The 16,572-nt window shown below is 58.4% G+C and carries 18 protein-coding genes; 6 read left to right on the forward strand and 12 right to left on the reverse strand.

What is annotated here, in order from left to right; all coding sequences use genetic code 11:
- Positions 1–159 precede the first annotated feature (159 nt).
- Positions 160–1,788 carry an acyl-CoA synthetase gene (locus ACR0NZ_RS12950; protein WP_480519390.1) on the forward strand — a complete coding sequence of 543 codons (1,629 nt, stop codon included), beginning with the start codon at positions 160–162 and terminating at the stop codon, positions 1,786–1,788.
- Here ACR0NZ_RS12950 and ACR0NZ_RS12955 read toward each other — a convergent pair.
- The 8 genes from ACR0NZ_RS12955 to hmgA form a co-directional block, all read right to left on the reverse strand.
- Positions 1,785–2,120 (reverse strand): DOPA 4,5-dioxygenase family protein, encoded by a 336-nt coding sequence (locus ACR0NZ_RS12955; protein WP_480519392.1) that lies wholly within the window; start codon positions 2,118–2,120, stop codon positions 1,785–1,787. The genes ACR0NZ_RS12950 and ACR0NZ_RS12955 overlap by 4 nt on opposite strands.
- Before the next feature lie 86 nt (positions 2,121–2,206).
- Positions 2,207–2,845: a maleylacetoacetate isomerase gene (gene maiA, locus ACR0NZ_RS12960; protein ID WP_480519394.1), complete on the reverse strand. Its 639-nt coding sequence runs from the start codon at positions 2,843–2,845 to the stop codon at positions 2,207–2,209.
- 11 nt (positions 2,846–2,856) lie between these two features.
- Entirely contained in the window at positions 2,857–3,054 is a 198-nt protein-coding gene (locus tag ACR0NZ_RS12965) for a DUF2783 domain-containing protein (protein WP_480519396.1), read from the reverse strand.
- A gap of 5 nt (positions 3,055–3,059) precedes the next feature.
- Positions 3,060–4,670: an FAD-dependent oxidoreductase gene (locus ACR0NZ_RS12970; protein WP_480519397.1), complete on the reverse strand. Its 1,611-nt coding sequence runs from the start codon at positions 4,668–4,670 to the stop codon at positions 3,060–3,062.
- Between the two features lie 134 nt (positions 4,671–4,804).
- On the reverse strand, positions 4,805–5,755 hold the full coding sequence (locus tag ACR0NZ_RS12975; RefSeq protein WP_480519399.1) for an MBL fold metallo-hydrolase: 951 nt from the start codon (positions 5,753–5,755) through the stop codon (positions 4,805–4,807).
- 87 nt (positions 5,756–5,842) lie between these two features.
- Complete coding sequence (gene fahA, locus ACR0NZ_RS12980; RefSeq protein WP_480519401.1) at positions 5,843–7,099, reverse strand: fumarylacetoacetase; 1,257 nt, start codon at positions 7,097–7,099, stop codon at positions 5,843–5,845.
- Between the two features lie 44 nt (positions 7,100–7,143).
- On the reverse strand, positions 7,144–7,278 hold the full coding sequence (locus tag ACR0NZ_RS12985) for a hypothetical protein (RefSeq protein WP_480473942.1): 135 nt from the start codon (positions 7,276–7,278) through the stop codon (positions 7,144–7,146).
- Positions 7,279–7,314: 36 nt separating this feature from the next.
- Positions 7,315–8,670, reverse strand: a complete 1,356-nt coding sequence (hmgA, locus tag ACR0NZ_RS12990; RefSeq protein WP_267365046.1) for a homogentisate 1,2-dioxygenase — start codon at positions 8,668–8,670, stop codon at positions 7,315–7,317.
- 57 nt (positions 8,671–8,727) lie between these two features.
- Here hmgA and ACR0NZ_RS12995 point away from each other — a divergent pair, with 57 nt between their 5' ends.
- From ACR0NZ_RS12995 to ACR0NZ_RS13005, 3 genes are all read left to right on the forward strand, one after another.
- Positions 8,728–9,180 (forward strand): MarR family winged helix-turn-helix transcriptional regulator, encoded by a 453-nt coding sequence (locus ACR0NZ_RS12995; protein WP_480519403.1) that lies wholly within the window; start codon positions 8,728–8,730, stop codon positions 9,178–9,180.
- Positions 9,181–9,219: 39 nt separating this feature from the next.
- Complete coding sequence (locus ACR0NZ_RS13000) at positions 9,220–10,491, forward strand: adenylate/guanylate cyclase domain-containing protein (RefSeq protein ID WP_480519405.1); 1,272 nt, start codon at positions 9,220–9,222, stop codon at positions 10,489–10,491.
- A gap of 210 nt (positions 10,492–10,701) precedes the next feature.
- A complete protein-coding gene (locus ACR0NZ_RS13005; protein WP_480519407.1) occupies positions 10,702–11,286 on the forward strand; it encodes a hypothetical protein in 585 nt (194 codons plus the stop codon).
- 75 nt (positions 11,287–11,361) lie between these two features.
- On the opposite strand, the gene ACR0NZ_RS13010 is transcribed toward ACR0NZ_RS13005, so the two are convergent.
- Positions 11,362–12,171 (reverse strand): division plane positioning ATPase MipZ, encoded by an 810-nt coding sequence (locus ACR0NZ_RS13010; protein WP_480473938.1) that lies wholly within the window; start codon positions 12,169–12,171, stop codon positions 11,362–11,364.
- A gap of 486 nt (positions 12,172–12,657) precedes the next feature.
- Here ACR0NZ_RS13010 and ACR0NZ_RS13015 point away from each other — a divergent pair, with 486 nt between their 5' ends.
- On the forward strand, positions 12,658–14,268 hold the full coding sequence (locus tag ACR0NZ_RS13015; RefSeq protein ID WP_480519409.1) for an MFS transporter: 1,611 nt from the start codon (positions 12,658–12,660) through the stop codon (positions 14,266–14,268).
- Positions 14,269–14,322: 54 nt separating this feature from the next.
- Here the strand turns inward: ACR0NZ_RS13015 and rpmE are convergent, their stop codons facing one another.
- Positions 14,323–14,544 (reverse strand): 50S ribosomal protein L31, encoded by a 222-nt coding sequence (gene rpmE / locus ACR0NZ_RS13020; RefSeq protein WP_480473936.1) that lies wholly within the window; start codon positions 14,542–14,544, stop codon positions 14,323–14,325.
- 11 nt (positions 14,545–14,555) lie between these two features.
- Positions 14,556–14,939 (reverse strand): 50S ribosomal protein L19, encoded by a 384-nt coding sequence (gene rplS / locus ACR0NZ_RS13025; RefSeq protein ID WP_480473935.1) that lies wholly within the window; start codon positions 14,937–14,939, stop codon positions 14,556–14,558.
- A gap of 379 nt (positions 14,940–15,318) precedes the next feature.
- Between rplS and ACR0NZ_RS13030 the strand changes: the two genes are divergently transcribed.
- Positions 15,319–16,119: a glycoside hydrolase family 25 protein gene (locus tag ACR0NZ_RS13030; protein WP_480473934.1), complete on the forward strand. Its 801-nt coding sequence runs from the start codon at positions 15,319–15,321 to the stop codon at positions 16,117–16,119.
- Here ACR0NZ_RS13030 and ACR0NZ_RS13035 read toward each other — a convergent pair.
- The gene (locus ACR0NZ_RS13035; protein ID WP_480473933.1) at positions 16,116–16,541 is read right to left on the reverse strand and encodes a hypothetical protein; all 426 of its coding nucleotides are present in this window, start codon (positions 16,539–16,541) and stop codon (positions 16,116–16,118) included. The two genes, ACR0NZ_RS13030 and ACR0NZ_RS13035, sit on opposite strands and share 4 nt — an antisense overlap.
- Between the last annotated feature and the right edge of the window lie 31 nt (positions 16,542–16,572).

The following is a 16,572-nucleotide window of genomic DNA, read 5'->3' on the forward strand; positions in this document are numbered from 1 at the left end:
TTTAAGATGCTTCAGATCACCGCGAAAGCCCGGATGTAGATAGGGCCAGATCGTATCATCCCGTATCGCCAGTCAGTTTTGCCGCCGTATTTCTACGGGTTTGTCAGAACGCGAACTTTGTGCTCAATTCGCCCAAACTGCGTTTCGGGAGGACAGCGGATGGCAGCGACACATATCTACGAGCGTCATTTGGACAAATGCCGGGCAAATTACACACCCCTGTCGCCCCTTACGTTCATTGAACGGACGGCGCAGGTCTACCCGAATTATCCATCCGTGGTTTATGGGGATCGCCGGTATTCCTGGGCTGAAACCTATGCCCGTTGCCGGCGTCTGGCGAGTGCGTTGACAGCGCGTGGGATTGGACGGGGCGATACCGTTTCGATAATCGCGGCCAACATCCCGGAAATGTACGAGGCGCATTTTGGCGTGCCCATGACGGGCGCTGTTCTGAACGCAATCAACACGCGGCTGGATGCGCCGATTGTCGCATTCATCCTGAACCATGCCGAAGCCAAGGCGCTGCTGGTCGACCCCGAGTTTTCGGATGTGGTGAAAGATGCGCTGCAACAGGTCGATCATGACATTCTGGTCATCGATATCGAAGACCCCACCTTCGACGGCGGTGAAAAGCTGGGCCGCCTGACCTATGATGCCCTGCTGGCCGAAGGCGACCCCGCGTTTGACTGGTCACTGCCAGCGGACGAATGGGACGCGATCACCCTGAATTATACCTCGGGCACCACGGGCAACCCCAAGGGCGTGGTTTACCACCATCGCGGCGCGACCCTGAATGCGCAGTCCGATTTGCTGGACTGGGATATGCCCAAGCATTCGGTCTATTTGTGGACCCTGCCGATGTTCCACTGCAACGGCTGGTGCTTCCCGTGGGCCATGGCAGCCAATGCAGGTGTTTCCGTTTGCTTGCGCGCGGTGCGGGCCGAACCGATCTATGCTGCTTTCCGGGACGAGAAAGTGACCCACTTCTGCGGTGCGCCGATCGTTCTGAATATGCTGGCCCACGCTCCGGATGAGTTGAAGGACTTTGACCACCAGATCAAGGTGATGACGGCAGGTGCCCCGCCGCCTGCGGCCGTGATCGAAGCGATGGAGGCGATGGGTGTCGAGGTCACGCATGTCTATGGCCTGACCGAAACCTATGGGCCTTCGGTTGTCTGCGCATGGAAAGACGAATGGAACAGCAAAGGGCCTGAAGACCGCGCGGCCCTCAAGGTGCGGCAAGGGGTGCGCTATACAGCGTTGTCCGGACTGATGGTGGCCGACCCGGAAACGCTGGAACCGGTTCCGGCTGATGGCGAAACCATGGGTGAGATATTCATGCAGGGCAACGTGGTGATGAAAGGATACCTCAAGAATCCCGACGCTACCGACAAGGCCTTTCACGGTGGCTGGTTCGCGTCCGGTGATCTGGGCGTCATCCACCCCGATGGCTATATCGCGCTCAAGGACCGCTCGAAGGACATCATCATCTCGGGCGGCGAGAATATCTCATCTGTCGAGGTCGAAGGTATCCTCTACAAGCATCCGGCGGTGATGGAGGCTGCAGTGGTGGCCCGTCCCGATGAGAAATGGGGCGAAACGCCCTGCGCCTTTGTCGAGTTGAAACCCGGCGCAGCCGCAACCGAGGCAGAGCTTATCGCCTTCTGTCGCGACCGGATGGCCCATTTCAAGGCACCCAAAACGGTTGTGTTCGGCACCCTGCCCAAGACATCAACCGGCAAGGTGCAGAAATTCGTTCTGCGGGATCAGGCACGGGCGCTGGGTTAAAGGTTGTCGAAGATCGACAGGTCCAACGCCAGCATCTCACCCATCCAGATCGCGCGATCGCGGTGATCCTCCAGATGTTCACCGGTTTCCGGGTGCGTGAAGACCGTCAGGCCCTGCCGGTTCAGCATCAGCCATGGGATGACTTGGTCGAATGCGCTGGCAGCAAAGCCCAGCTGGCAGCTCCAGCGCGAATGGGGGCCGACGTTTCGGGCGTGCATCCGGCCCATTTGAACAGGGAACAGGCGGGCCGCCTCTTCACAGACCTGTCGCGCGGTGTCCTGCGTGTCGGCGTCGAAATAGACATGGGCGTGATAGCCGGTGATCTCGGGCATAGGAACCTCGTCTGCTTTGTTGGCTCAAAGCTAAGGCCTAAAAGGAAAAAAACCTAGCTGCGCATGCACACAGGGTCTGTGCAATGTTAACCCTGCGCATGTGCGTCGGGATGTGCCGCGACAAAGGCCGGGTGATTGGCGCAGGCCTCTTCAACCCGCAGCAGGCGGGGCATATCCGACAGATCAACCTGCCACCGGCGCGCGTTATAGATCTGCGGGATCAGGCAGAGGTCGGCGAGACCGGGCTTTGACCCAACACAGTAGGGGGCCTGTTCGAAATCCCCCAGCATGGTTTCAAACGCCTGCAACCCGGGTTTGATGAAATGCCGCATCCAGTCGCCGGGCATGTCGGGGGCATTATGGCTTAGGGTCGTAGCATAGCGCGCAACCGACAGGTTGCAGACTGGGTGGATGTCGACCGCAATCGCATAAGCCAGTGCCTGAACACGCGCACGTTCCGCCGGATCATCAGGCAGAAGGTTCAACTGCCGGGTCCGGTCCAGATAGTCGAGGATGGCCAGCGATTGCGTCAACCGCAGCCCGTCAATATCCAGAACCGGCACAAAGCCCTGCGGGTTTCGAGCGATATGTTCATCGCTCTTTTGTGCGCCGCCGACCAGATCGACAACAACCGGGCGATACGCGATCCCGGCCAGATTCAGGGCGATCCGCACCCGGTAACTGGCCGAGGACCGCCAATAGTCATAAAGGACGACGTCGCTCACGTCCGGGCCTGTCAATTGTCAGTCAAAGCGGCAGCGCGAAGGGCGTCCGTCAGCACTGCACTGTCACCGATGTGGTTGGCCAGCACCAGCACCAGCCGCGCATTCAGCGCGTCGCTGTCGGCTTTTTCCAGGCCCTCATGTGCGGCCAGAAGTTCGGCATAAAAGTCATCGGCGTCTTTGATGTTCGGGGTTAGGATCAGGTCTGACATAGGGCTTACTCCTTACCGCAGGCTCTGCGGATCGCGTGCCGGAAGGTGTTTTCTTCGTAACTGTCACGCCGGGCGGCCACATGCTGGTCCGGGCGGATCAGATAGACTGCGCTGGTCGCGTCGCCCAGATAGCGGCGTTTGAGGGCCAGCGTCATGTCATCCTTGACCGACAGCGCCAGTCGCGTGACCTCGATCCCGTCTTCTTCCAGGGCATCAGGGGCGTCTGCATCGATGGTCAGAAGCGTGAACTTGCCTGCAAGCTTGGGCAGCAGAAACTCGTCACCAAGCGGAGCGTCGGGACAGGCCGAGCCCGGTCGCGTTCCGGCGGGGCCGTTCAGCGCGTCCGCAGAATTCAGCGAAGATCCATCATAGGTGCAGGGCTGGCTCAGGCGGCCAGAATTCACCAGCGGGCGCGCGAAGTCATAATGCTCGCTCAGGTCCAGTACCGCATCGCGCAGGATCCGCGACATCTGGGATTTCGGGGTGATGAAATCGGTCGACCGGCTGGAATTCAGGATGTTCTCGTCGGCCCCGTACACGCGTTCGGCGTTGTAGCTGTCCAGCAGAGTTTCAGGTGCTTTCCCGTCCAGAACCAGCTTCAGTTTCCAACACAGGTTGTCGGTGTCCTGAAGGCCGGAATTGGCCCCGCGCGCGCCAAAGGGGCTGACCTGATGCGCGCTGTCGCCCGCAAACAGGACACGGCCCTTGCGGAAGCTTTCCATGCGACGGCACTGGAACGTATAGATCGAGACCCATTCTAGCTCAAACTCGACATCATCGCCCAGCATCGCCTTGAGGCGGGGGATCACGTTCTCGGGGCGCTTTTCGCGTTCCTTGTCGATATCCCAACCCAGCTGCAAGTCGATGCGCCATACATTGTCGGGCTGTTTATGCAACAATGCGGATTGCCCGCGATTGAACGGCGGATCGAACCAGAACCAGCGTTCAGACGGAAAATCCGCATCCATGATCACGTCTGCAATCAGGAAGTTGTCTTCGAAAATCCGTCCTTCGAAATCAATGCCCAACATCCGCCGGGCGGGGGAGGTCGCGCCATCACAGGCAATCAGCCAATCGGCTTCGATTGTGTAAGGTCCTTCGGGCGTCCCGACCTCCAGCCGCACGTGATCGTCATGCGTGCCAATCGCCTCGACCTTGTTGCGCCCGCGTATCTCAATCGGTGCGCCTTCTGCCTGCAACTCGCGGACCCGTTCAACGAAATAGTTCTCAAAATGGTATTGCTGAAGGTTGATGAAGGCAGGGTTGGCATAACCTTGTTCCGGTTGCAGGTTGAAGTCATAGACCTGTCGGTCATCGAAGAACACCTTGCCCCGATCCCACAGGACGCCCTTGTCGACCAGTCGGCGTCCGCATCCCAGCCGGTCGGCAATTTCCAGCGTGCGTTGCGAGAAACAGATGGCGCGGCTGCCGAAACTGACCTTGTCATTCTCGTCCAGAACCACGACGTCGACCCCTTGCTGCGCCAGATCAATCGCGGCGGCCAGACCAACCGGGCCCGCGCCGATCACGATAACCTTGTGCCGAACCGGCGTCGGGCTGTCCTGATCGGGGCTGCGTTCATAGCCGTAAAGCGGAGTTTCAAAGATCTTGTTCATGGGCTTCCCCCCAAGCAGATGCGCCAAAGTGCTGCATGTCCTGTGCCCCGGCAGCACGTGCCGAAGCCTTTGGCATATGGTTTCACTGAATCCCGCCGCCTAAAACGATCTGGATCAAACTGGGCCGTTTTTCCTTATCCCTGCAGGGCCTCCCACATCTCAAGATCGCGTTGGGCGGTCCAGATGCGAGGCGTGTCGATACCACGGGCTTCGTCATAGGCGCGGGCGACGTTGAACGGCAGGCAGTGTTCGTAGATCGCGTAACTGGCGAATTTAGGGTCACATTCGGCGCGGACTGCGTCCCATGCCTCTTTCAGGCTGCCACCGCGCGCCGCAACCTTGGCTGCGGGGCGGTAGGTGCTTTCGACGAAATCGCGGGTGTTTTCGATGGCGGCATTGACCATGTCCTTGCCAACCAGCGCGTCGCCGCGTCCCGGTGCGATGGCGTCGACATCGAACCACTTGATCTCGTCCAGCGTGTCGCCCCAGTCGCTGAAATGCCCGTCGCCGCAATAGCAGGCCGAGTGATATTCGACGATGTCGCCGGTGAACATCACGTTCTGGTCAGGCACATGGATGACGATATCACCGGCGGTATGGGCGCGCCCCAGATGCATCAGGTCGATCCGGCGGTTGCCCAGATAAACGGTCATCGTGTCGCTGAATGTGGTTGTGGGCCAGGTCAGGCCGGGGATGCTTTCATGCCCTTCGAACAGGCGCGGGAAGCGCTGGAATTCGCTGTCCCAGTCTTCCTGACCGCGTTCAACCACCATGGCGCGGGCCATGTCGGACATCAGGATCTGTTGTGCTTCAAAAGCGCTGGCACCTAAAACCCGTACAGCGTGATAATGGGTCAGGGCCACGTGGGTGATCGGCTTGTCGGTCACAGACCGCACGCATTCGATCACCTTGTTGGCCAGGCGCGGGGTCGCCTGCGCCTCGACGATCATCACGCTGTCATCGCCGATGATCACGCCCGAGTTCGGGTCGCCCTCGGCGGTGAAAGCATAGAGCCCCTCGCCCACTTCGGTGAACGAGATTTTCTTTTCCGACATGTCCCCCTGGGACGCGAATGCTTTGGCCATCTTGGTTTTGTCCTTTTGCGGTTGCGCGGAAGGCAGGGATTGGATGCCTCCGGCGGGAGTATTTGGGAAAAGATGAAGCTCAGTGCGTCATCGCTCGAATGGGGAATTGAGTGCAGGCAGAACGGTGCCGGTGCAGTCGCCGAACCCGATCGTATAGCCGTCGCCCCTGGCCGCGCCGGTCAGGGTCATCGTGTCGCCGTCTTCGATGAAGCTGCGGGTTTCACCTGTGTTCAGCGTCAGCGGCTCTTTCCCACCCCAGCTGAGTTCCAGCAACGATCCGCGTTCGGGCTTGGTTGGTCCGGATATGGTGCCTGACCCCAGCAGGTCGCCGGTGTTCATCGGGCATCCCGATGTGGTGTGGTGGGCCAATTGTTGCGCGGCGGAATAATACATCTGGTTGTAGTTGGTCCGCGCGATGGTCGTGGCGTCTTTGCCTTCGGGTGCCATGGTGACGGCCAGATCGATGTCATAAAGCATCGGGCCGCAATCCTTGAGGTGGTCCAGCAGCGCGAACTCGCGGGCTGGCGTATCACAGCGGAACGGCTCGAGGGCTGCCTTGGTCACGATCCAGGGGCTGATCGAGGTTGCGGTTGCCTTGGCCTGAAACGGACCCAGCGGCTGGTATTCCCAGGCCTGTATATCACGTGCCGACCAGTCGTTCAGCAGAACGTAGCCGAAGATGTGGTCGTCAGCTTCCTGAACCGTGATCGGGCCATCCGAGGGCGTGCCGACAATCGCGCCCATCTCCAACTCGATATCAAAGCGGCGGCTGGGCAGGAAGGCGGGCAGGTCCTGATCGGGGGATTTCAGCTGTCCCCAAGGGCGGCGGATATCCGTGCCGGACACCACGACCGAGGACGCCCGTCCGTTATAACCAATCGGAATGTGCAACCAGTTCGGCGGCAGCGCGTTTTCCGGGCCACGAAACATGGTGCCCACGTTGAAGGCATGGTTCCGCCCGGCATAGAAATCGGTGTATTCGCTGACCGCGAAGGGCAAGTGCATCTCGGCTTCGGCCTGTGGTACAAGCAGCGGTTCGACCTTGCTTTGTTCGTCCGAGCCGTCCGCCAGAAGGCTGATCAGCCGCTCACGCAGGGCGGTCCAGACAGCGGGGCCTTCCTCCATCAGGGGGTTCCAGAACGGCAGATCGAACTGCGGTTCATCGGTCAGGGTGATCAGGCCTTCGGCTTCGGCGGCGGTAACGTCCAGGATCATGTCGCCAATGGCCACACCGCAGCGTGGATCATCGCCTTCAGTCGAGAAGACACCGTAAGGCAGGTTGTTCAGTGGAAACGGATGCGCCGCGTCGTTGGCCGAGGCCACCCAGGATTTCATCAAAGGCATATTTTGCCCCTATTTTGTTGTACTTGGTACGTAGTTCGAAACGATCATAACCCCTGAAAGACAGGCGCCAAAGCCCAGAACGGGCGCGGTTGCGGCAGGTCGGCTGCCAAGGCCCCGTCTTTGTTTTCTGGTTGCAGCGACAGTACGCCTGCAACCGGAATGGGTATGTTCATCGCCATCAGGACGGGTGCTGTCCGGGTAACCCAGTCTGAGGGTCACTTCTTGCCCGGTGTGCCGTCGAACTTCTTCTCTAGCGATGTCCAGCAATCGATATAGTCGTCCTGCAACGGTGCCTCATTGGCGGCAAACGGCGTCAGGTGCTGGGGGAACCGGGTTTCGAACATGAACGACATCGTCTGGTCCAGCTTTTCCGGCCCCAGATTGGAATAGGATGCTTTGTCAAAGGCTTCCCTGTCGGGGCCATGCGGGATCATCATGTTGTGCAGACTGGTGCCACCGGGAACGAAGCCCTGCGGTTTCGCATCATATTGACCGTAGATGTTGCCCATCAGTTCCGACATGATGTTCTTGTGATACCACGGTGGGCGGAACGTGTCTTCCATCACCATCCAGCGTTCGCGGAACAGGACAAAGTCAATATTTGCAGTACCAGGCTGGCCGGAAGGCGCCGTCAGAACGGTAAAGATCGACGGGTCGGGATGGTCAAACAGGATGGCGCCGACCGGGCAATAATTGCGCAGATCGTATTTGTAGGGTGCATAATTGCCGTGCCACGCCACCACATCCAGCGGGCTGTGTCCGATTTTCGTGGTGTGAAACTGGCCGCACCATTTGATCGTCACGGTCGAAGGGGTTTCACGATCCTCATAGGCAGCGACCGGAGCTTTGAAATCGCGCGGGTTGGCCATGCAGTTGGCCCCGATCGGGCCGCGACCCGGCAGTTCAAACTTCTGGCCGTAATTCTCGCACACAAAGCCACGTGCCGGGCCTTCCAGAACTTCAACCCGGTACAGCAGTCCACGCGGGATGATCGCGATTTCCTTGGGCTCAAGGTCAATGATTCCCAGTTCAGTCGCAAAGCGCAGTCGCCCTTCCTGTGGCACCACCAGCAACTCGGAATCAGCCGAGAAGAAATAGTCGTCGACCATGGATTCGGTAACCAGATAAATGTGGCAGGCCATGCCAACCTGGGTGTTCACATCCCCGGCCGTCGTCATGGTCCGCATCCCGGTCATCCAGTTCAGACCTTCATCGGAATGCGGCACCGGGTCCCAGCGATACTGGCCCAGGCTGATCACGTCCGGGTCGATGCACGGGGCCGATTTCCAATAGGGCAAGTCGATCTTTTCGTAACGGTGCGAATGCTTTACCGACGGGCGAATACGATAGCACCAGGTGCGTTCAGGCGGGTTGGCGGTAAAGGCCGTGCCGCTCAGCTGTTCACCGTAAAGTCCGTAGTTGCACCTTTGCGGGCTGTTCATCCCCTGCGGCAGCGCATCGGGCAGCGCCTCGGTTTCAAAGTCGTTGCCAAAGCCGGGCATGTAACCGGCATGGGTACCAACAGGCGTTGCTGCTTGCGTCAATGAATGCGGATCCGTCGGACGGTTCATTACGTATTCCTCCGTTTGCTGCTTGTCGGTTAATAGTTGATTTTGTAACTAACAAGCATGACACACGACGAATCTGAAAAAAATGATGACTTTTTCCTGCAGAATTTTCTGCCGTTTCTGCTGAACCAGGCAGCCGAGCGCGCCTCGTTGGAATTTCAGGCTGTCTACAAGGGACGGTACGGAATGCTCAGAACCGAATGGCGGGTGCTGTTCCATCTGGGGCTGTTTGGCGAAATGACCGCCAAGGAAATTGGTGAACGGGCCGGAATGCACAAAACCAAGATCAGCCGTGCAGTTGCCAAGCTCGAGGAGCGCCGGTACCTGAAACGCACACGGGACGAGGCTGATCGGCGGGCGGAATGGCTGACACTGACACCAGCCGGGCAAGCCGTGTATCGCGACTTGTACGGGGTGGCCGCAAGCTATGACGCCACGCTGTCGGGCCTGTTCAGCGAAAAAGAGGCCGCCTTGCTGCGCCAGATGTTGCGACGGTTGGCTGGCGTGGATTGACCACTGGTAATTGGCGCCTGCCGTCCCCAGATGTGTGTCATGCTTGATACGGAATTTGAAATGACGTCATTTGAACCTGCCAAGGTATCCACACACACCCTGATCGACTGGTTGGTCCAAAAGGGGCTTGAGGGTGCCGGGCAGGAAGAGTTGTTGGAAGGGTTCTGCACAAGTCTGGTCGATATGGGCATTCCGCTGATGCGGTTTCATGCGGCGCAGTCAACCTTGCACCCGGTTTATGGCGGAACCGGATATAGCTGGTACAAAAGCACCGGCGGTGAATCCGAGAAGTTTGAAAACACGGATATGCCCAGCGAAATCTGGCAACAAAGCCCGCTTTATGCGCTGCTGAACGAGGATCTGGATGAAATCCGGGTCAAACTTGTCGACCATAATGAACCCAGCCGCTTTCCATTGTTGAACGACCTGAGAGAGGTTGGGGCGACCGATTATTATGCCACCGGCATCTCGTATGAGGGGGCGGGAAAGATGCGCCCCGACGGTACCAAAAAGGTCAGTGATGGCGTCCTGATGTCCTGGACCAGCGATGCACCGTCCGGGTTTGATGACAGAGATCTCAGGCACATTCATGCGGTATTGCCGCATCTGGGGCTGGCGCTCAAATCCGCCAAGAACCAGAACCTGACCGAAGACCTGATGCGGGTCTATCTGGGTCGTGATGCCGGGCGCCGCGTCCTGTCAGGTGAGATTCGTCGCGGATCATTGCAGCAAATCGATGCGGTGATCTGGAATTTCGATCTGGAAGGGTTCACCAACCTGTCAGAAGACCTGCCGGGCCACGAGATCATCGACATGCTGAATGATTACCTGGCTGTGGCCGTGGGCGTTGTGCACGACAAGGGTGGGAATATCCTGAAATTCATGGGCGATGGGCTGATGGCCATGTTCGATGTCGGCGAAATCGACGAGGACGCCCGTGCCGCGCTCAGCGCGGTGCCCTTGCTGCAAGCCCGCATGGATGAATTGAACGCCCGACGTCAGGCGCAGGGGCTGCCGGTTGCGAAATTCACGCTGGCCCTGCATTCCGGCGAAATCCTGTATGGCAATATCGGGTCCGAAACACGGCTGGATTTCACAGTGATCGGCCCCGCCGTCAATCAGGCCGCCCGAATCGCGGGAATGCACCGGTCGCTGGGTCAGAGAATCCTGATCTCGGACGACGTCGCGGTCGCGGCACGCCCCTGCGCACAAGACCTCATCTCGGTCGGGCGCTACATGCTGCGCGGGGTGAACGAACCCAAAGAGCTGTTCACGGTATACAGTCCCGGCGGGCCATCAGTTACCGGGTGAAACCGAGGCTGTTCCGTTCAGCGGTTCCAAAGCTGAAAGGCGTGAGGGAGCACCTTTGTTTCGCTGGGTACGAGCGGCGGGTTGGAGCGGATGTTCGAGGGCAGTGAGGCCTTGAACGAAGGGCTGGTTTGAGGCCAAAACTACTTGTGCTGCGCTGGGTGTATATGTCTGCTAGAACGAATGTGTTTATAAGCAAATTCGGTGGATTACTTGAGACAACCTTCCAACAGACGCGTTCCTGATCCGAATGTGAAACTTGAGTGCAAGCCTCGTGTTTACCAATCCTCTATTGGTTTGAATTTCTGGTACGATTATTTTTCCAGGGCGATTGTAACCAATGATCCAACGACCTCAATTCGGTTCATCTTTGCAAACCGTGGGATGGACAGTGTTATGTTCCTCTACATGAAGATCGACGGCATAAGGATGCAGATTGCCCAAAAGAATGGCAGGCCCTTCCCGCCCAGCGTCTATCGAGGTCCAAAGTATTCAACAACTTGGGTCATAGGATCGCTCGGTATACCGCTCTATCGTTTTCAACTAACAAATAGCTACAGGTCACTGGGGGAAGCCCACTTCGATACTTCTAGCGGTTACGATCCCATCGCCATCGACCAAGGGTTTTCATCAAAGAGGCAGCAGAGCACTGCCGTGTCGTTCATTAGAGACGCGCTAAAAAGGTATAGTGGTGAGTGGATCGGAGCATGTCGGGGCGAAGAACAACAGGCAGAGGTTTATTTTCGGCCAGAGTTGGAAGAACAACTGAAGAATGGGGAGTTACTACTTCCTAAGTGAGCTCTCCAAAAACAGACATCAAGCATCACACACAAACGGCGGCTTAGTCCGCGTCCCAGCCTCCAATACAGCTGATCAGAAATCGACTTCGACACCCGGCAGGTTCAGCTCTCGCATCATGTCGCGCAGTTCCTGACGCGCTGCGATGTTCGAGATGTTCAGCTGTTTGACGCCAATATCCTTGAGGTCCAGCAGGGTCAGGCCGCGCGGAAACAGTTCGCGAAAGATCACCCGTTCGGAAAAGCCCGAAGCGACGCGGAAGCCGATACGCTGCGACAGCATTTCGATCGCGCGCTGCATCTTTTCCTTGTTGACCATGCGCTGGGTGCCGACGCGGTTGCGCACAACGACCCAGTCGATGGGCTTAAGCCCGGCCTGTGCCCGCAATTGCCGGGCGTTCCAGACCATCTCGGAATAGACGGACGGGCCAAGGATTTTCTCACCCTTTGAATCAATCCGCGCCAGCAGGTCAAAATCGATGAAGCTGTCGTTCAAAGGGGTGATCAGCGTGTCGGCCAGCGAATGCGCCACCTGGCTCAGCCGGGTATGAGAGCCGGGGCAGTCGATCAGTATAAAGTCGCTGTCGCTTTCCAGTTGCGACACGGCAGCAGACAGGCGGTGGTCATAAATGTTCTCGCCCGGTTTCAACGTGCTGGCATCAATCTCGGGCAGGTCGTGATGGCGTGGGCCGGGCAGCGTCAGGCCCGAGCTTTTCAGAAAGTTGTTCCGGTTCTCGAAATATCGTCCAAGGCTGCGTTGCCGCAGGTCCAGATCAAGCGTGCTGACCTTGTGCCCCAGTCGGGCCAGTGCGGTTGCCACATGCATCGACACGGTCGATTTGCCAGCGCCGCCTTTTTCGTTCCCGACCACAATGATATGTGCCATGCTTGTATTCCCAAGTCTTGCCGTGTTTGACTACACGTTGTTGGCACCCACTATATGTTGTGTCGCCTACGATGAAAAGAACCTCAAGCGGCGCTTTTTGGCATTATCGGACTCTATTTTGGAAAACACAGCGCAGTGCGCGGGTTACGGGAAGGCACCAGTCTGGTGATCTGCCTTGATCGGCTATCCGATCACGGTCTTGGCAGCGATATCGCCGTGTCGGCGCCTAGTCCCGAACATCTTGAACAACCGCTGCCTGCAACGATCCGCACTGGAATCAATCGCGCCGTTTGCCTGATTCACACATGTACAGATCGCGCTCCCAAAGGGTCCTTTCGCGGTGACGCCGCTTGGTCCGGATCGTGAAAACTATGCGGGGGGCGGAAAATTTGGTTAAATACCAAACAGATTTACACCGAATAACCTTGCAGGCTTTGCACGGGTCCTCTTCGGTTCATCTTCAAAGCAGGTGAAAGGGGCATAGGCATGCCGGACACTGCTGCGGACAGTTCAGGCGGTTCACGCGTTGTTCTTGCAATGACGGCCATTTGCATGATGGTCGTTGGCTTCAACACAACTGCTGTTGCGACCATCCTTCCATATCTGAAGGCCGAGTTCGATCTGACGCCCTCGGGTCTGCAATGGGTGATGGCGATCTATACGGTGGCCAGTGCGGCCCTTGTGACGATTGTAAGCCGGCTTGGGGATATCACGGGCAAGATGGGTGTCTTTTTCTTTGGCATGATCGTGTTTGCCTGTGGCTCGGCTTCGGTGCTGTTTTCACAGAACGCGGCGATGCTGCTGATCGGGCGTGGCGCGCAGGGGGCAGGGGCTGCGGCCCTGTTCGGCACCTCATTGTCCCTGCTGACCGCCGCAACGCCCGAGGAACAACGGGCCAGTGTGACCGGTGTGTGGGGCGCAATCGTGGGCCTTGCGATAGGCGTCGGGCCCATAGTCGGAGGAAGCTTTGCCAACTTTCTAAGCTGGCGCGGGGTATTCGCCACAGACCTTGTGCTGCTTGCCATTGCGTTTGTGATCGGCCTTCAGGTCAGCAGGAAAAACTATGTCCCGGATACGCGCCTTCAGGGTGCAAAATTCGATACCGCAGGGGCGATTGCCATTGTCTTGCTGCTGGGCCCATTGTCTTTCGCGCTCAGCAACGGTGAGGCACACGGATGGGACAATGCCCTGACCATCGTTCCTTTGGGTGTCGCCGCTTTGGCAGTTGTCGGTCTGGTCTACACCTCGCGGCGCAGCGACGATCCGCTGGTCGAGTTCCGGTACTTCCGGCACCCGCGCTATCTTATGGCGGCAACGGGGATGTTCTTTGCGGGATTTGCGTTGTTCTGTTTCTTTGTCTACTTTAACGTGTTCGTCCAGTCCCCGGATGCGTTCGGCTATTCACCGGTTGAGGCGGGCGTGGCAATCCTGCCCCTGAGCCTGAGCATGTTTGTCATTTCTGTCACCGCGCCGCGCCTGCTTGCGCCATACAGTTTCCAATGGCCGGTGAGTGCTGCAATGGGGTTGATGGCCTGCGGCTTCCTGCTTTTGACAACAACCTCGAATATCGACAGCTATGCTGAAATCTGGTGGAAACTGATCATTGTGGGGGTTGGCATCGGCATCTGTTTTTCGTTGCTGCCCCGTCTTGGGCTTCGCTTGCTGCCCGACGAACATGTCGGACAGGGGTCTGGGGTGATCAACGCATTCCTGTATTTCGGGGCCACGATGGGATCGGTTGTCGGCGGTCTGGCCGAAGCTCTGACCATCCGCTCGGGCCTGTCAGAAGTCATCACCGCGCTGCCCGCCGGATCGACGCAGCGCGACGACCTTGCGCGCGCCCTGACACATGGCACGGCAACACAGGTGGAACAGCTGATTGCCGGGCTTGACCCGTCAACTGGTTCAGCGCTGGCCGGGGCGCTGCGTGATCTGCGGGATAATGCCTTTGATGCGGCGATGCTCATGGCCGCGATCGCCGCCAGTATAGGGCTGGTGATCGCGCTGCTGCTGTTGCGCGGTCCGGTTCCGCCATTGCACGACGCGGCTGAACTTACAAAACCAAAGGATCAGAAACCGGGGAAAAAAGGGGCCTGAAACGAAAGAAGGCCGCCCTTTGGCGACCTTCCTTTGAAAGACTTTGGCAAAGGTTTAGAAACCCAGACCTTCGTATTTCTTCTTGAACTTCGACACGCGGCCGCCAGCGTCCAACAGGCGCGACGAACCACCGGTCCATGCAGGGTGTACCGAAGGGTCGATCTCCAGTGCCAGCTGGTCGCCTTCGCTGCCCCAGGTGGATTTCATCTGAACGATGGTGCCATCGGTCATCTTGACGTCGATGACGTGATAATCGGGATGGATGTCTTTTTTCATCTTTCCGCTCCTTACGCTTCGGCGCCAGCTTTGGGCTTGTAGTTGGAAACCTCTGCGATACGCGCGGATTTACCGCGACGGGTGCGCAGATAGTACAGTTTGGCGCGACGAACGCGGCCGCGGCGGACAACGGTGATGCTGTCGATATTGGTCGAATACAGCGGGAATACACGCTCCACGCCTTCGCCAAACGAAATCTTGCGAACGGTGAACGAACCGGCAATGCCGCTGCCGTTGTTGCGCGCGATGCAGACGCCTTCGTAGTTCTGCACACGGGTGCGCGACCCTTCGGTCACCTTATAGCCGACACGGATAGTGTCACCGGCTTTGAAATCAGGGATGTCTTTCCCCAGGGCGGCAATCTGTTCCGCCTCAAGCTGTGCGATCAGGTCCATCGCAGTTTCTCCTATCTGCTCGTGGTTGGTCCACGAAGTTGGGCACGGCCTGAGAGCTCTTGGTCTTCACCGGGTCCTGCGTACAGCCCGCCAGAGGTCAGATCGAATGTTCCTTTGGTCTGGCCTGACCCGGCGCATCCCTGCCGAAGAAAACGGGACGTCACGCCACGGTGCAAACCAAAACACCGGCGTCGCAGAACGCGGCACCGGATTGCGGTCGTTTAAGGGTATTGCAGGCAGGGATCAAGGGAAAAACGCCCTGACTTGCCCAACAGGCCGGTAGGAATCCGCCAGCCTGAAACTAAGGCGTTGCCAAGCGGGCCAGATCAGGCATTCTGAGGCAAATAATATGAGCAGATATTTCAGACAGGACCCTATGATGCGATTGGCATTCATGCTGGCCATAACGGCCGTTGCGCTGATGTCTTGCGGTCGAGGCGGCCCGAAACCTCAGGCAGTCGAACCCGTTCCGGGCGTGGACAGGACAGCACCGCTTGTGATCTACCCCGATTTTGGCGACGCGGATCCCCATGACTGGGAAGGGAGCCACCCCGGACAATACCCGATCCATGGCCTTGACGTGTCACGCTGGCAGGGGCCGATTGACTGGCGCACGGCCCGGGCATCAGGTGTCAGCTTTGTGTTTCTGAAAGCGACCGAAGGCGGCGACGTGGCAGATCCCCTGTTCGACGATCACCGCCGCGGCGCGCAGTCGGCCGGTGTGCCTTGGGGCGCCTACCACTATTATTATTTCTGCCGTTCGGCCCGGGAACAGGCCCGCTGGTTCATCCAGAACGTGCCCAAAGGGGCAGACCTGCCGCATGTGCTGGATATGGAATGGACGCCGCATTCCAAGACCTGCACGCTGCGCCCCGATGGCAGAACCGTCCGGGCCGAGGCGCAGCATTTTCTGGACATTCTCGAACGACATTATGGCCGCCGCCCGATCGTCTATACCACGGTGGATTTCTATGAAGACACCGATATCGGGCGCCTGCCCAAGACCGAGTTCTGGCTGAGATCGGTCGCAGGCCACCCACGCACTGTCTATCCCCGCGCGGTCTGGCGATTCTGGCAATATACCGGCACTGGTCTGGTGCCGGGCGTTCAGGGCCGGGTGGACATCAACACTTTCAATGGCACGCCAGACGTCTGGGCCAGATGGAAGGCCGGGGGTTAGGTCTTTGGTGCGCCGTAGGTTTCAATGGTGCCGCCGCTAACCAGATGGTCCAACCGGCGCTCACGCTCTTCCCCAAAGGCGTTGCGCACCCAGAACGATTCACCTGCGCTCAGTTCCCGGCGTTCGAAACCGCGCTCTTGCAGGCAGCGGTCCACCTGATCGATTTCGCCCTGCGTGCGCAGTTCGTCCTGGATCGGGGCGGTAATCGCAGGGCCGATGAGGATACCCCATAAAAGGATATTCGTTGCATATCCCCCGATGACGGCGCTGTTTCCGCCTTCGTCAGCTTCCAGAGAACAGGAATCGACCGCTACCCGCGCCGAATGCAGATTGTGACCGGCTTGCGTTGGAACGGACATCCCCAGTGGTTTGGTCGTACAGGCAGAGGCAACCAGAAAAGCGCCAAGCAATAACTTCTTCATAATGCAATTAGTCTTTCGTTTTAAGGCCCTG

The sequence above is a fragment of the Ruegeria sp. AE3 genome (assembly GCF_056542225.1).

Coding starts and splice junctions, on each gene's coding strand:
- hmgA (WP_267365046.1), bottom strand. CDS start 8,670: ATGAACCGTCCGACGGATCCGCATTCATTGACGCAAGCAGCAACGCCT.
- ACR0NZ_RS12995 (WP_480519403.1), top strand. CDS start 8,728: ATGACACACGACGAATCTGAAAAAAATGATGACTTTTTCCTGCAGAAT.
- ACR0NZ_RS12955 (WP_480519392.1), bottom strand. CDS start 2,120: ATGCCCGAGATCACCGGCTATCACGCCCATGTCTATTTCGACGCCGAC.
- ACR0NZ_RS12985 (WP_480473942.1), bottom strand. CDS start 7,278: ATGGCGATGAACATACCCATTCCGGTTGCAGGCGTACTGTCGCTGCAA.
- ACR0NZ_RS13010 (WP_480473938.1), bottom strand. CDS start 12,171: ATGGCACATATCATTGTGGTCGGGAACGAAAAAGGCGGCGCTGGCAAA.
- ACR0NZ_RS13000 (WP_480519405.1), top strand. CDS start 9,220: ATGCTTGATACGGAATTTGAAATGACGTCATTTGAACCTGCCAAGGTA.
- ACR0NZ_RS13030 (WP_480473934.1), top strand. CDS start 15,319: ATGCGATTGGCATTCATGCTGGCCATAACGGCCGTTGCGCTGATGTCT.
- rplS (WP_480473935.1), bottom strand. CDS start 14,939: ATGGACCTGATCGCACAGCTTGAGGCGGAACAGATTGCCGCCCTGGGG.
- ACR0NZ_RS13015 (WP_480519409.1), top strand. CDS start 12,658: ATGCCGGACACTGCTGCGGACAGTTCAGGCGGTTCACGCGTTGTTCTT.
- ACR0NZ_RS12950 (WP_480519390.1), top strand. CDS start 160: ATGGCAGCGACACATATCTACGAGCGTCATTTGGACAAATGCCGGGCA.
- fahA (WP_480519401.1), bottom strand. CDS start 7,099: ATGCCTTTGATGAAATCCTGGGTGGCCTCGGCCAACGACGCGGCGCAT.
- ACR0NZ_RS12970 (WP_480519397.1), bottom strand. CDS start 4,670: ATGAACAAGATCTTTGAAACTCCGCTTTACGGCTATGAACGCAGCCCC.
- ACR0NZ_RS12975 (WP_480519399.1), bottom strand. CDS start 5,755: ATGGCCAAAGCATTCGCGTCCCAGGGGGACATGTCGGAAAAGAAAATC.
- ACR0NZ_RS13035 (WP_480473933.1), bottom strand. CDS start 16,541: ATGAAGAAGTTATTGCTTGGCGCTTTTCTGGTTGCCTCTGCCTGTACG.
- ACR0NZ_RS12965 (WP_480519396.1), bottom strand. CDS start 3,054: ATGTCAGACCTGATCCTAACCCCGAACATCAAAGACGCCGATGACTTT.
- rpmE (WP_480473936.1), bottom strand. CDS start 14,544: ATGAAAAAAGACATCCATCCCGATTATCACGTCATCGACGTCAAGATG.